This is a genomic window from Roseomonas indoligenes, assembly GCF_017813365.1.
In the GTDB taxonomy this organism is placed as follows: Bacteria; Pseudomonadota; Alphaproteobacteria; order Acetobacterales; family Acetobacteraceae; genus Roseomonas; species Roseomonas indoligenes.
On record NZ_JAGIZA010000007.1, the window covers coordinates 219,034 to 233,037 of the forward strand.

The 14,004-nt window shown below is 69.9% G+C and carries 11 protein-coding genes; all 11 read left to right on the top strand.

Features of this window, described 5'->3' with window-relative positions; genetic code table 11:
* Position 1: 1 nt before the first annotated feature.
* The 11 genes from J5Y10_RS13975 (at position 2) to J5Y10_RS14025 (ending at position 13,879) form a co-directional block, all read left to right on the top strand.
* Positions 2-991 carry an ABC transporter permease subunit gene (locus tag J5Y10_RS13975; RefSeq protein WP_209374551.1) on the top strand — a complete coding sequence of 330 codons (990 nt, stop codon included), beginning with the start codon at positions 2-4 and terminating at the stop codon, positions 989-991.
* Positions 988-1,908, top strand: coding sequence for an ABC transporter permease subunit (locus J5Y10_RS13980; RefSeq protein ID WP_209374553.1), 921 nt, complete (start codon positions 988-990; stop codon positions 1,906-1,908). Before J5Y10_RS13975 ends, J5Y10_RS13980 begins: the two co-directional genes overlap by 4 nt.
* Positions 1,905-2,651 carry a glycerophosphodiester phosphodiesterase family protein gene (locus J5Y10_RS13985; RefSeq protein ID WP_209374555.1) on the top strand — a complete coding sequence of 249 codons (747 nt, stop codon included), beginning with the start codon at positions 1,905-1,907 and terminating at the stop codon, positions 2,649-2,651. The genes J5Y10_RS13980 and J5Y10_RS13985 overlap by 4 nt, the downstream gene beginning before the upstream one ends.
* Positions 2,652-2,655: 4 nt before the next feature.
* Positions 2,656-4,173, top strand: coding sequence for an alkaline phosphatase D family protein (locus J5Y10_RS13990; protein ID WP_209374557.1), 1,518 nt, complete (start codon positions 2,656-2,658; stop codon positions 4,171-4,173).
* A gap of 118 nt (positions 4,174-4,291) precedes the next feature.
* Positions 4,292-5,650 (top strand): ABC transporter substrate-binding protein, encoded by a 1,359-nt coding sequence (locus tag J5Y10_RS13995; protein WP_245214680.1) that lies wholly within the window; start codon positions 4,292-4,294, stop codon positions 5,648-5,650.
* Positions 5,650-7,380, top strand: coding sequence for an ABC transporter permease (locus tag J5Y10_RS14000; RefSeq protein ID WP_209374559.1), 1,731 nt, complete (start codon positions 5,650-5,652; stop codon positions 7,378-7,380). Before J5Y10_RS13995 ends, J5Y10_RS14000 begins: the two co-directional genes overlap by 1 nt.
* Positions 7,377-8,468, top strand: coding sequence for an ABC transporter ATP-binding protein (locus J5Y10_RS14005; protein WP_342452915.1), 1,092 nt, complete (start codon positions 7,377-7,379; stop codon positions 8,466-8,468). Before J5Y10_RS14000 ends, J5Y10_RS14005 begins: the two co-directional genes overlap by 4 nt.
* Before the next feature lie 80 nt (positions 8,469-8,548).
* Positions 8,549-9,577, top strand: coding sequence for an ABC transporter substrate-binding protein (locus tag J5Y10_RS14010; protein ID WP_209374561.1), 1,029 nt, complete (start codon positions 8,549-8,551; stop codon positions 9,575-9,577).
* Between the two features lie 7 nt (positions 9,578-9,584).
* Positions 9,585-11,783 carry an ABC transporter permease gene (locus J5Y10_RS14015; protein ID WP_209374563.1) on the top strand — a complete coding sequence of 733 codons (2,199 nt, stop codon included), beginning with the start codon at positions 9,585-9,587 and terminating at the stop codon, positions 11,781-11,783.
* Positions 11,780-12,859, top strand: a complete 1,080-nt coding sequence (locus tag J5Y10_RS14020) for an ABC transporter ATP-binding protein (RefSeq protein WP_209374567.1) — start codon at positions 11,780-11,782, stop codon at positions 12,857-12,859. Before J5Y10_RS14015 ends, J5Y10_RS14020 begins: the two co-directional genes overlap by 4 nt.
* A gap of 54 nt (positions 12,860-12,913) precedes the next feature.
* On the top strand, positions 12,914-13,879 hold the full coding sequence (locus tag J5Y10_RS14025; protein WP_209374569.1) for a Bug family tripartite tricarboxylate transporter substrate binding protein: 966 nt from the start codon (positions 12,914-12,916) through the stop codon (positions 13,877-13,879).
* Positions 13,880-14,004 lie beyond the last annotated feature (125 nt).

A 14,004-nucleotide genomic window follows, 5' to 3' on the forward strand; every position in this document is an offset into this window, starting at 1 on the left:
CATGAGCCAGACCGCCGCTCCATCGCTGCCGGCCACCCGGCGCGCCCTGCTGCCCGGCCTGTTCCGCCGGGGCCGGGCGCGCCCGCGCGAAGCGCAGGGTATCAAGGCCTCGGGCTTCAAGGGGCAGGCGTTGCCGCTGCTGCTTCTCGCGCCGCAGCTGCTGATCCTGCTGCTGTTCTTCTTCATTCCAGCCATTCGCGGCCTGGCCCAGGCCTTCCTGCTGCAGGATCCCTTCGGCCAGGAGGTCCACTTCGTCGGGCTGGAGAACATCACTGCCCTCCTTCGCAGCGCGGAGTACCGGGAATCGCTGCGTCTTTCCGCAGTTTTCGCCGTCGCGACGACGGCCTTGACCTTCTCGGTCGGCCTTGTCCTCGCCTTCGCGACGGACCGGGTGACGCGCGGGCGCACCGCCTATCGCGCCGTGCTGCTGCTGCCCTATGCCATCGCCCCGGCAGTGGCAGGCTTCGTCTGGGCCTTTCTCTTCAACCCGCTCGTGGGGCCTGCGGCCGGGCTGCTGCACGCGCTCGGCATCGCATGGGATCCGAACCGAGACAGCGGCGACGCCATGCTGCTGGTAATTCTCACCGCCTCCTGGAAGCATCTCTGCTATGATTACATCTTCCTCGTCGCAGCGCTGGCGGCCATCCCGCGCTCGGTGATCGAGGCGGCGGCGGTGGACGGTGCGGGGCCGCTGCGGCGCTTCGCGAACATCACCTTCCCGATGATCGCACCCACCGTCTTCTTCCTGCTGGTCATGAACACCGTCTACGGCCTCTTTGAGACCTTCGCGATTATCGATGCCACCACCCGGGGCGGCCCGGCGGCGGCAACCAGCATTCTTGTTTACAAGGTCTATGTGGACGGCTTCGTCAATCTCGACCTCGGCTCGTCGGCCGCGCAGTCCGTGCTGCTGATGATCCTCGCCGTCAGCCTCACCGTCGTCCAGTTCCGCCTCATCGAGCGGCGCATCAGCTACGACGTGTCCCAATGATCGAGCGTACGCCTCTCCTGAACGCGGCCTGCCACGCGATCCTTGTGCTCGCCGCCCTGCTGACCTGCCTGCCGCTCTACTACGCGATCGTCGCGGGATCCCTCACCACCGAGGCGGTGCAGCGCGTACCCCTTCCCTTGATCCCTGGGGACGCCTTTGCCGACAACGCGCGCGCAGTCTGGGCGCGGATCGGCATGGGCCGGCTGCTGCTGAACTCCGCTATCGTCGCGATTGGTATTGCCGTGGGCAAGCTCGCCATCTCGCTTCTCTCCGCCTTCGCCATCACCTATTTCCGCTTCCGGTTCCGTCGTGCCGTCTTCTGGCTCATCTTTCTCTCCCTCATGCTGCCGGTAGAGGTGCGGATCGTCCCGACCTTCGAGGCGATGACGGACGTGCTTATGCCGCTGCGCCTGCTGGTGCAGCTGACCGGCATCGACGCACTGGCGCAGGCGATGACGGGATGGAAGGTGGAGATCTCGGCGGAGTGGAGCCTGCTCAACTCCTATTCCGGCCTCATCTTTCCCCTCATGGCCTCCGCGACGGCGACCTTTCTCTTCCGCCAGTTCTTCCTGACCATCCCGGACGAGCTCTGCGACGCGGCGCGGATCGACGGGGCCTCGCCGATGCGCTTCTTCTGGACCATCCTCCTGCCCATGTCCCGGCCAAACCTGGCCGCGCTCGGGATCATCTTTTTCCTTTTCGGCTGGAACCAGTACCTCTGGCCCCTGCTCTTCACCACCGAGCCGTCCATGACGACCGTGGTGGTCGGCATAAAGCAGCTCGTCCCGCACGGGGACTCCATCCCCGCCTGGAACCTGACGATGAACGCCGCGGTGCTGGCAATGCTGCCGCCCATCGCCGTGGTTCTTCTGCTGCAGCGCTGGTTCGTAAAAGGCCTGATCGAGTCCGGAAAATGAACGATACCGCCAAGCGCATCATTGGCCATCGCGGTGCCCGCGACCTCTGGCCCGAGAACAGCCTCACCGGTTTCCGCAACGTGCTTGGCCTCGGCGTTGCCGGGGTGGAGTTCGACGTTCACCCCACTGTGGACGGCGACCTTGCCGTTATCCACGACCCCACCCTGGACCGCACGACGGACGGCACCGGCCCGGTCGCCGCCCTTAGCATGGCCGAGCTGAGGGCACGGCGCCTTGAGGGTGGAGAGGAAGGCGTGCCCTCCCTCGATGAGGTCCTGGACGTGCTCGCGCCGTCCGGGGTGGAACTCCACATCGAGCTGAAGGTCGATGCGGGTGGCGCGCCCTACCCGGGGCTGGAGAGCCGCGTGGCGGAGCATGTCCGGCGCCGCGGTCTGGCGGAGCGGACGGTCCTCACCTCCTTTTGGCCGGAGGTGCTGCACCGCCTCCGCGCCGCCTTTCCGGAGGGCCGTCTGCTCGCATCGGTCAACGGCTCCTCATCCGAGCGGCTCGGCGGATTGGATGCGGTGCTGGACGAGATCGACACCGCGCGCGTCGATTACGTTGCCGTCCACCACGCGCTGCTGACGCGGGAGATGGACCGGCTCCAGCGTCGTGTCGGCGCCCCGCGCCTCGGCGCCTGGGTCATCAACGAGCCCGCCGCCGTGGCGCACTGGCTGGCTGCACCGGTCGCCCTCATCACCACCGACAGGCCGGACCTTTTCGCTCACGCCGCGCGAGGCTGATCCCGTGCCCCTCCACGTCCTGCGCCGCGGCGTACTGGCGCTTCCCGGTCTTGCCCTGCTCGGCCATGTCCGCGTGCGGGCCGGGGAGGCGGAGCCTTTCCTCCTGGGCATCGCCTCCGGCGAGCCAGGCGCCAGGTCGGTCGTTCTCTGGACGCGGCTGGCCACGGAATGGCGCGGCGGCGGCATGCCGCCCGAGGCTGTGCCGGTGGACTGGATCCTGGCGCGGGACGAGGCGATGCGCGACGTGGTGCGCCGGGGCCGCGTGATGGCAATGCCCGAGGACGCCCACTCCGTTCATGTCGAGGTCGGCGGCCTGGAGCCGGACCGGCCGTACTGGTACCGCTTCGCCGCCCTCGGGGCCGCCAGCGAGACCGGCCGCACCCGCACCGCCCCGGCGCCAGGGGCCGCCCCCGCGCGGCTGCGCTTCGCCGTTGCCTCCTGTCAGCAGTTCGAGCAGGGCTACTTCGGCGCCTACCGCCACATGCTGGCGGAGGACCCGGATCTCGTCGTTTTCCTCGGCGACTACATCTACGAAGCTTCCTGGGGCCGGAATCTCGTCCGCAGCCATGAGGGACCGGCCGCGCGGGATCTGGCGGGGTACCGGGACCGCTACGCCCTCTACAAGACGGATCCCGACCTGCGGGCGATGCACCGCGCCTGCCCCTGGCTGGTCACCTGGGACGACCACGAGGTGAGCAACGATTATGCCGATGACAGAGGTGAGCGGGAGAGCGGCGAGCCTTTCCTGGCCCGCCGCGCCGCGGCGTATAAAGCGTTTTGGGAACACATGCCGCTGCCGGAAGCGGCCCGGCCGAACGGGCCGTCGGCACGCATCTACCGCCGCGCTGCCTTCGGTGATCTCGCTTCCTTCCACATCCTGGATGATCGCCAGTACCGCGGCTACCAGCCCTGCGTGAAGCAGGGCTATGGCGGCGGCGGGCATGTGACGCGGGAGAACTGCCCTGCGCTGGACGACCCTGGCCGGACCATGCTCGGTACGACGCAGGAGGCTTGGCTCCGGGACGGCCTGTCCGTCGAGCGCGCGCGCTGGACGATCCTCGCCCAGCAGACGCGCATGGCCCGCCTCGGCTCCCTCGGGACGCCGCACACCTACTGGACTGATGGCTGGGACGGCTACCCCGCCGCTCGGCGCCGCCTGCTGGACACGGTGGCTGCGACCCGGGCACCGAATCCGCTGGTGATCGGTGGCGACGTCCACGCGCATATCGTTTCGGAGCTGCGGCCGGACTTCGATCGGCCGGAGACGCCGCCCGTCGCGGTGGAGTTCACGGGAACCTCCATCACCAGCCAGGGCGGCCGCTACGCCGTGCACTACCCGGACGACCCTCACATCGCCTATGCCGATGGGCGGTCGCGCGGCTACGTCACGATGACGCTGACGCCCCATGCGGCGACTGCAGAGATGCGCGCCATCTCCGATCCCCGGGACCCAGGGGCGGCAGTTTCGACGCCGCGCCGCTACGTCGTGGAGGCCGGGCGCTCCGCCCTTCTGCCGGGGTAGCAAGGCATCCGGCACTCCGATCAGGAAGCGCCCCGCTCGCTGATGCCGGGGTAGAAGGGTTGTCAAGGCGCGGCCGCTGCCCGAACATCGCTGTCACAAAAAAGCAATGGAGGGAATGATGGCGTCCGAGAGCGGATCCATCACGGGCGGGATGCTGCGCCGCCGTGCCTTCGCGGCGCTGGCCGCTGCCACGGCCGTCACCCGCCCGGCGCGCGCCCAGGGCGGCGTCTCGGGCAAGGTGACGGTTGTCACCTCTTTCTCCAACGACGTGACCGGCCCCTTCAAGCGCGCCTTCGAGGCAGCTCATCCCGGCACGACCCTGGACGTCCAGAACCGCAACACCACCGCCGGCGTGCGCTTCCTGCAGGAGACGCGGAGCAACAACGCGGTGGACCTGTTCTGGGCCTCCGCGCCCGACGCTTTCGAGGTGCTGAAGCGCGCGGGGCTGCTGGAGGCCTACAAGCCCCGGGCGGAGGGCATCCCCGAGAGGATCGGCCCCTATCCCATCAACGACCCCGAAGGTTACGTTACGGGTTTCGCCGCCTCCGGCTACGGCATCATGTGGAACGAGCGCTACATGCGCGCGAACCGCCTGCCGGAGCCGAAGGAATGGGCGGACTTGGCCAGGCCCGCCTACCACGACCACGTCATCATCACCGCGCCGTCCCGCTCCGGCACCACGCACCTGACGATCGAGACGATCCTGCAGGGTGAGGGGTGGGAGAAGGGATGGGGCACCATCAAAGGCTTCTCCGGCAACCTCCGTCAGATCACAGAGCGCAGCTTCGGCGTGCCGGACGCCGTGAACTCCGGCCAGGTCGGGATCGGCATTGTCATCGACTTCTTCGCCTTTTCCGCCCAGGGCGCGGGTTTCCCGGTGAAGTTCGTCTATCCCAGCGTGACCACGGTGGTGCCGGCCAACATCGGCATCGTGAAGAACGCGCCGAACCTGCCGGCCGCGAAGGCCTTCATCGACTTCCTCCTCTCCCCACGGGGGCAGGAGATCCTGCTGGAACCGACCATACGGCGCCTGCCGGTGAACCCCGCCACCTATGCCAAGGCCCCGGCCGGCTACCCCAACCCCTTCACCGGCTCCATCGGCATGCCGAGCCTGCAATTCGATGTCGGCGTCTCCGAGAAGCGCTATCCCGTGGTGGATGCGCTCTATGACCAGTGCATCGGCACCAACCTGGAAGGGCTGAAGCGCGCCACCAAGGCGATCGGCGACGTCGAGATACGGCTGGCGCGCAGGGACAACGCCGCGGCCCGGGCCTTGCTGGCCGAGGCGCGCGCCCTGATCGACGCCATGCCGGTCACCGTGCAGGAGGCGGCCTCGGACGAGGTGGCAGGTGCCTTTGCTGGCCGGGGCGGTGGGCCGCGCCAGGCTGAGCTGGAGCAGCGCTGGGCCGGCTTCGCGCGGGAGAAGTATCAGGCGGCGGCCGCGAGGGCCGCGGACGCCGCGAAGGCGGCGGGCTGATGAGCCTGGCGACCACGCAGGCCACCGCCGCCATCCAGCCCGCGCCTCGCGCCCGCCGCTGGCCGGCGCGGCCGGGAGAGGTGGTGGCCTTTGCGCTGGTCGCGCTCTTCCTCCTGGTCTTCCTGGTGGTGCCGGTGGTCACTGTCGTCACCGTTGCCTTCCAGGACCGGGCGACAGGGGGCTTCACCCTGGCCCATGTCGGGGACTTCCTCGCCAATGACCTGTTCCGGACGAGCTTCCTCAATTCTCTCTACGTCTCGCTCATGTCCGTGGTGGTGGCGAGCCTCATTGCCCTGCCGCTTGCCTACTTCACCACGCGGTTTGAGTTCAGGGGCGCCCTGCTGGTGCAGACGCTCGGCGTGCTGCCGCTGATCATGCCGCCCTTCGCGGGTGCCGTGGCCATGACTCTGCTCTTCGGCCGCACGGGCAGCGTGAACCTGCTGCTGGGCGATGCCTTCGACATCAACATCCCCTTCATGGAGGGGCTGAACGGGGTGATCTTCGTCCAGTCCGTTCACTACTTCCCTTTCATCCTCCTCAACCTCACCGCCTCGCTGAAGAACATTGACCGGGCAATGGAGGAGAGCGCGCAGAACCTCGGCGCGCACGGCTTCCGCCTGTTCCGCCGCATCGTGCTGCCGCTGGCCATGCCCGGCTACGTCGCCGGCGCCAGCCTCGTCTTCATCAAGGTCTTCGACGACCTCGCCACGCCCCTGCTCCTGAACGTGCGGGAGATGCTGGCGCCCCAGGCCTATCTCCGGATCACCTCCGTGGGGCTGGAGGATCCGATCGGCTACGTCATCTCCGTCGTGCTGATCCTCTTCTCCGTGCTCTCGCTCTGGGTGTCCTCCCTGGCACTGCGCGGGAAGGACTACGCCACGGTGCAGCGGGGCGGGGGTGGGCTGGCACGGCGCCGGATGTCGCGCGGACAGGCGGTGGCGGCCTATGCGCTGATCCTCCTTATCCTCGCCCTGGTGCTGGCGCCGCATGTCGGGCTGTTCCTGCTCTCCATCGCCACCATCTGGTCCTTCGCGCCGTTGCCGGACGGCTACACGATGGCGCATTACGGCCGCGTCTTCGCGGAGAGCTCGCAATTCATCACCAACACCCTGCTCTACGCCGGGCTGGCCGGGCTGATCGACGTCATCCTCGGCACCACCATCGCCTATCTCGTCCTGCGCGCGCGGATGGCCGGGGCGCGCTGGCTGGACTACGCCGCCATGTCGGCCCTGGCGGTGCCGGGCCTGGTGCTGGGGATCGGCTACCTGCGGACCTTCTTCGGCATCACCCTGCCGGACGGCACATCCCTCGCGGCCTTCTGGGGCGTTATCGTCCTGGCCCTTGCGGTGCGGCGCCTGCCCTACGCGCTCCGCGCCTGCACCGCCGCGCTCCAGCAGGTCAGCGCGAGCCTTGAGGAGGCGGCGGAGAACCTCGGGGCCCGGCGGCTGCGGGTCGTGCGGCGGATCATGCTGCCGCTGATGGCGGGCGGGATCGCGGCGGGCTTCGTGACCTCCTTCGCCACCGCGGCGGTTGAGCTCTCGGCCACGCTGATGCTCGTACAGTCCTCGAACGACGCGCCCCTCGCTTACGGCCTGTACGTCTTCATGCAATCGCCTGCCGGGCGCGGTGCGGGGGCGGCGCTGGGGATCGTCGCCGTCGTCATCGTCGGCCTTTCCACCTTCCTGTCCCATCTGATCGCCGAGCGCGGCGGCGGGAGAAGATCGGCGTGAGCGACCTGCTGGCCCGCGAACCCGCGGGAGTCCGGGTGGAGGGAGTGGACCTCTCCTACGGCGCAACGCGCGTGCTGCGCGACGTGAACCTGGAGATCCGGCCTGGCGAGTTCTTCGCCTTCCTTGGGCCGTCCGGCTGCGGGAAGACGACGCTGCTGCGCCTGATTGCCGGCTTCGCCACCGCCCAGCGTGGGCGGATCCTGGTCGGCGGGCAGGACCTCTCGCCTCTCCCGCCCTGGAAGCGCGACGTGGGAATGGTGTTCCAGTCCTATGCGCTTTGGCCCCACATGACCGTGCGGAAGAACGTGGCCTTTGGCCTGGAGGAGCGCCGCGTGCCCCGGGCCGAGATCGGGCCGCGCGTGGAGGCGGCGCTGAGGCTGGTCGGGCTTGATGGCCTGGGCGATCGCCGTCCGTCCCAACTCTCGGGCGGGCAGCAGCAGCGCGTGGCGCTGGCCCGCACCGTCGCCGTGCGCCCGAAGGTCCTGCTGTTGGACGAGCCGCTGTCCAACCTCGATGCCCGGCTCCGCGTGCAGGTGCGGCGGGAGCTGAGGGACCTGCAACAAGGGCTCCGGCTGACCACCATCTTCGTCACCCATGACCAGGAGGAGGCGAACACGGTCTGCGACCGGATCGCGGTGATGAGCGAGGGCGCCGTGCAGCAGGTCGGCACGCCGATGGAGCTCTACGACCATCCGGCCAACCTCTTCGTCGCCGGGTTTCTCGGCACGGCAAACATCGTGCCGGGCATTGTGCTGCGGGATGGCGGGGCGGCCGCCTTCGAGATCACGGGCGGCACGCGCATCCCGCTTCCGGCTGGGCTGGAGGTGTCAGAGGGGGCACGGCTGATGTTCCGGCCGCAGGACGTGACCCTGCTGCCCGCTGGCGCGGAGCCCGGGAACCGGCGGGTGATCGCGGGCGAGATCACGCATCGCGAATTCCTCGGCGCCAGCATCCGGTACGGGATCCGCGTGGCCGGGGCCGAGGTGCTGGTGGATGCGCCGCATACCGGGGGCGAGCATCACCTGCCCGTCGGCGGCCTCGCGGCCCTTGCGCTCGACTCCTCCCGGGTGAAGCTGCTGTCGGCCTGATCCTTCGATTGCCTGTGTGACGTTTCTGTTGCATTTCCATGACAGGCCGGGGCCAACCCGGCCGGGAGGGAACAGGTTCCATGCTGCGCCGCGTCGTCCAGGCCGCCCTTGTCGCAACCGCTCTTGTCGCCGCTTCCGGCATCGCTCGGGCTCAGGGCTCGTTGAACCTCTACTGCTCGGTGCAGGTGGAATGGTGCCAAGCGGCCGCCAACGCCTTCCAGCGCGAGACGGGTATCCGCGTCTCCGTCTCGCAGAAGGGCTCGGGCGAGGTGCTGGCGCAGATCCGAGCCGAGGCGCAGAATCCACGCGGTGACCTCTGGTTCGGTGGCACGGGTGACCCGCACCTCCAGGCGGCGGAGGAGAACCTCTCGGCCGAGTACCGCTCCGCTGCGCTCGATGGGCTGCACGACTGGGCGCAGAAGCAGGCGCGGGACAGCCACTACCGCACGGTTGGCATCTACGCCGGCGCGCTGGGCTTCGGCTTCAACACGGAGCTCCTGGCCCGCCGCAACATCGCGGCGCCCGCCTGCTGGAAGGATCTGCTGGAGCCGCGCTTCCGCAACGAGATCCAGATGGCGAACCCGCAATCCTCCGGCACCGCCTATGTGATGATCGCGACCATCGTGCAGCTGATGGGGGAGGAGCAGGCCTTTGACTACCTCAAGGCCCTGCACCGCAACATCAACGCCTATCCCCGCCAGGGCACCGGCCCCATCAAGTCGGTCGCGCGCGGCGAGACGGGGGTGTCCATCTCCTTCGTGCATGATGCCGTGACGGAGCGGCTCGGCGGCTTCCCCGTGGGCAGCGCCGTGCCCTGCGAGGGCTCGGGCTACGAGGTGGGCTCCATGTCCATCATCCGCGGCGCGCGGAACCTGCGGAACGCGCAGCGCTTCTACGACTGGGCCTTGACCCCGGCCGCGCAGCAACTTGGCGCGGAGACGAAGCAGTTCCAGACCCCGTCCAACCGCGCCACGCCGGTGCCGGCGGAGGCACCGCAGATGTCGCAGATCCGGCTGATCGACTACGACTTCGCCCGCTACGGCGCCTCCGCGGAGCGCCGCCGCTTGATCGAGCGCTGGGACCGCGAGGTGAACACCCTGCCGCGCTGATCCCGGGATGCGCGCCGCCGGCCTCTGGAGCAGCCTCGTCGCCCTCGCGGCGGCGCTGCTGCTGCCCTGGTATCTGACGCAGGACGGCATCGCGGCCGCGCCGCTGGCAGGTCTTGCCTGGCTCGCCGACCCCGATTTCGGGCCGGCGGCCGGGCAGGTGCTGGCCCAGGGGCGCTGGTGGCTCCTGCCGGCACTGCTGGCGCCGGCGGCCGGGCTGCTGGCGGCGCTCCTGCCGATCCCGCGTCCCGCGCGGGCCGCGCTCTTTCTCCTCACCGGCGGGCTCGGCCTCGGGCTGCTAATCGCGCAGGGCTACGCCATCGGCGTGCAGGGCTGGTCCACCCCCTGGCTCGAAGGGCTGTTCGGCCCGATGGAGGACCGGCAGTTCGGCGTCGGCTGGGGCGGGGCGCTGGTGCCGGCCGCCCTAGCGGTGCTGCTGGCCGCCGGGCTGGCCGGGCGCGGCGCCTTCCGCGGGGATGCCTTCACCGCCACCGTGGCCGTCTGCATCGCGCTGGCCATCGCGGTCTTCACGGCGATGCCGCTGGTCCTGCTGCTGGGCGACGCCTTCCGCGACGCGGGCGGCGCGCTGGCGGCGGGCGCGCTGTTCGGCCGGCTGGCGGATGACCGCCTCTGGAGCCTGGGCTGCCTTGCCGGCGCGCCGCGCTGCGGGGTGGTGTGGAACACCGCACTGCTCGGCGTGCTGGTGGGGGCGGGAACCACCGCCCTCGGCCTCGCCTTTGCGCTGCTGGTGGTGCGCGGGCGGCTGCGGCTCGGCCGGCCGCTGCGCTGGCTCACCGTGCTACCGATCGTGACGCCGCCCTTCATCCTCGGCCTCGGGCTGATCCTGATCTTCGGGCGCTCCGGCATCGTCTCCCTCGCGGCCTCCTCCCTGTTCGGGGTGGAGTTGGGGCGCTGGATCTACGGGCTGCCGGGGGTGCTGCTCGCGCAGCTCTTCGCCTTCACGCCCATCGCCTTCCTCGTGCTGATCGGGGTGGTGGAAGGGCTGTCGCCGACGCTGGAGGAGGCCTCCTCCACCCTGCGCGCGACGCCGCGCGACACCTTCCGCACCGTCACCCTGCCGCTGCTGCGCCCCGGCCTGGCCAATGCCTTCCTGCTCGGCTTCGTGGAGAGCATGGCGGATTTCGGCAATCCGATCGTGCTGGGCGGCCAGTTCGGCGTGCTGGCGACGGAGATCTTCTTCGCCGTGGTGGGCGCGCAGGCCGATGCGGGGCGGGCCGCCACCCTCTCCCTCGTGCTGCTCGCCCTGGCGCTCGGCGCCTTCTTCCTCCAGCGCCGGCTGACGGCGCGGAAGTCCTACGTCTCCATCGGCGGCAAGGGCGATGCCGGGCTGGCGCCGCCGCTGCCCGCCGGGGTGCGCCGCCTCTGCCTCGCCGTCGCGCTGCCCTGGGCGGGGCTGACGGTCGCGCTCTACCTGCTGGCTCTCTCCGGCGGCTTCGTGGAGATCTGGGGGCGCGACTACACGCCCACGCTGCGCCACATGATCAAGGCCTTCGAGATCAGCGGCGGCCAGCTTACCGGCCTCGCCTGGAACAGCGTGATCACCACGGTCACCCTGGCCGCCATCTCGGCGCCGATCACGGCGGCGCTGGGCATCGTCTCCGCCTGGCTCTTCTCCCGCGCGCGCTTCGCGGGCCGGGGCGCGCTGGAATTCGCCACCATGCTCACCTTCGCCGTGCCCGGCACCGTGATCGGCGTGGCCTATCTCCGCGCCTTCAACCTGCCGCCGCTGGAGCTGGCGGGGACGGGCGCGATCATCGTGGCCTGCTTCGTGTTCCGGAACCTGCCGGTCGGGCTCCGCTCCGGCATGGCGGCCATGGCGCAGATCGACCCGTCGCTCGACGAGGCCTCCCATACGCTCGGCGGCGGCGGGGCGGATGCCTTTCGGCGCGTGGTGCTGCCGCTGCTGCGCCCGGCGATCATGGCGGGGCTGGTCTATGCCTTCGTGCGGGCCATGACCACGATCTCGGCCGTGATCTTCCTCGTCACGGCCGATACGGAACTGGCCACGGTCTTCATCGTCAACCGCGTGATCAACGGCGATTACGGGCTGGCCATCGCTGTGGCCGTGGTGCTGATCGCGCTGATGGTCGTCATGCTGGGGCTGGCGCAGCTTCTCGTCGGACGGCGGCGGATCGGCCGCCGCGCGGCGGTGGCGCCACCCATCCAACCAGGGGGAACCGTGGCATGAGCCGCGCGGCGGAGGTGCGCTTCGAGCGCGTGTGGAAGCGCTTCGGTGCCGGAAACGTCGCCGTGCGGGACGTCTCCTTCACCGTGCCGGCGGGAACGCTCTGCACCCTGCTCGGGCCCTCGGGCTGCGGCAAGACGACGACGCTGCGGATGATCGCGGGGCTGGAATACCCGAGCGAGGGGCGCGTGCTGATCGGCGGCCGGGACGTCTCCGCCCTGCCGCCGGCGGAACGCGACGTCTCCATGGTGTTCCAGTCCTACGCGCTGTTCCCGCATATGACCGTGCTGGAGAATGTCTGCTACGGCCTCACCGTCTCGCGCCGGCCGAAGCGGGAGGCGATGGGGGCGGGCCGTGCCGCGCTGGAGAGCGTGGGGCTGGCCGGCTTCGAGGCCCGCCTGCCCTCGGAGCTCTCCGGCGGGCAGCAGCAGCGCGTGGCGGTTGCGCGCGCCCTGGTGCTGGAGCCTTCTGTCCTCCTGTTCGACGAGCCCCTCTCGAACCTCGATGCAAGGCTGCGCCGCAAGATGCGGGAGGAGATCCGCGACCTGCAGCAGCGGCTCGGCGTCACCGTGGTCTATGTCACGCATGACCAAGCGGAAGCGCTGGCCATCTCCGACAAGATCATCGTCATGAACCAGGCGGTGATCGCGCAGGAGGGCACCCCGCGGGAGCTCTATGCGAGCCCGGCCAGCGCCTTCGTGGCCGGCTTCGTGGGCGAGGCGAACCGCATTCCCGCAAGACTGCGCCGCCTGGACGACGTGGATGCCGAGGTCTCGATCGGCGAGGCGCGGCTGGTCCTTCCCCATCGCGGCCTGCCGGACGGGCCGGCGGAACTGGCGCTGCGGCCGGAGGCGATCGCCCTGCTGGGTCCGGCGGACCCCGCGGCGATGCTGGAGGGCGCGGTCTCCAAGGCGGCCTATCTTGGCGGCGTGATCGAGTACACGGTCGCCACGCCACTCGGGGAGATCTTCGTCGTCTCCTCCTCCGCCGGGTCTGCCCCGGGCGCCGGGGATGCGGTCGGGTTGAGTTTCGGCAGGCATGGCGCCGCGCTCCTGCCCGGCAGCCGTGAGGCCCCGTAGCGCGTTCCCCTGCGCGGGGCTTCTGAACACAAGGGTTATCGAGGAAACAACCGGATGAACCGTCGCAGCCTTCTCACCGCCGGTGCTGTCCTGGCGGCCGCTCCCGCCCGGGCGCAGGCCGATTATCCCACCCGCCCCGTCCGCCTGCTCGTCGGCTTCCCGCCCGGCGGTGGCGTGGATCTGACGGCCCGCCCGCTCCTGCCGCATCTCCAGCCGCGTCTCGGGCAGCCCGTCGTGGTGGAGAACCGGCCGGGCGCCAACGGCAATCTGGCGGTGGAGGCCGCCTGCAAGGCGCCGGCCGACGGATACACCCTGCTCGTCGGCAATACAGGCCCGATGGCAGCCAACCACGCGCTCTACCGCAGCCTGCCCTTCGATACGCAGCGCGACCTGACGCCGGTCGCGCAGCTCATCTCCACGCCCCTGGTCCTGGTGGTCTCGCCCGCGCTCGGCGTGAACAGCCTGCAGGAACTGCTGGCGATGGCGCGCGCCAGGCCGGGCGAGCTGAACATGGGAACGGGCGGCAATGGCGGATCGCCGCACCTCTGCCTGGAGGCGATCAAGCAGCGGGAGGGGCTGGATATCGTCCATGTTCCCTATCGCGGTTCAGCCCCCGCGCTGCAGGACCTGATCGGGGGGCGCATCCAGCTGATGATCGACACCTACAACCTCTTCCGAGGCGCGCATGAGGCCGGGCAGGTCAAGGTGCTGGCCATCAGTAGCCTGCAGCGTCATCCCTCCCTGCCGGATGTCCCGACGATGGATGAGGCGGGGCTTCGCGGCTTCGAATCCGTCGGCTGGGTCGGCCTCTTCGCGCCCGCAGCCACTCCGGCGCCGGTCTTGGACAAGCTGGAGGAGGCGGTGCGCGGCGCCCTGACAGGAACGGACCTGCCGCAGACCTACCTCGCACAAGGTGGGCTGCCGAGCTTTGCCGGGCGGAAGGCCTTCGGGGATCTTGTCACGAGGGACCGCCAGCGTCTTGGCGAACTGATCCGCAAGGTGGGTGTAAGCCTGGACTGATTCCGGGTGGCCGCACATTCTGGACTGCCCGGCAGGATGGGCAGGATTGGCTATGTGCTAGGGCCGAGCGACTGGCCGGCATCTGGATCGGGGCGGATCTCTGGGCTGACGACCGACGACGGGAG

Coding starts and splice junctions, on each gene's coding strand:
- J5Y10_RS13975 (WP_209374551.1), top strand. CDS start 2: ATGAGCCAGACCGCCGCTCCATCGCTGCCGGCCACCCGGCGCGCCCTG.
- J5Y10_RS13980 (WP_209374553.1), top strand. CDS start 988: ATGATCGAGCGTACGCCTCTCCTGAACGCGGCCTGCCACGCGATCCTT.
- J5Y10_RS13985 (WP_209374555.1), top strand. CDS start 1,905: ATGAACGATACCGCCAAGCGCATCATTGGCCATCGCGGTGCCCGCGAC.
- J5Y10_RS13995 (WP_245214680.1), top strand. CDS start 4,292: ATGGCGTCCGAGAGCGGATCCATCACGGGCGGGATGCTGCGCCGCCGT.
- J5Y10_RS14000 (WP_209374559.1), top strand. CDS start 5,650: ATGAGCCTGGCGACCACGCAGGCCACCGCCGCCATCCAGCCCGCGCCT.
- J5Y10_RS14010 (WP_209374561.1), top strand. CDS start 8,549: ATGCTGCGCCGCGTCGTCCAGGCCGCCCTTGTCGCAACCGCTCTTGTC.
- J5Y10_RS14015 (WP_209374563.1), top strand. CDS start 9,585: ATGCGCGCCGCCGGCCTCTGGAGCAGCCTCGTCGCCCTCGCGGCGGCG.
- J5Y10_RS14020 (WP_209374567.1), top strand. CDS start 11,780: ATGAGCCGCGCGGCGGAGGTGCGCTTCGAGCGCGTGTGGAAGCGCTTC.
- J5Y10_RS14025 (WP_209374569.1), top strand. CDS start 12,914: ATGAACCGTCGCAGCCTTCTCACCGCCGGTGCTGTCCTGGCGGCCGCT.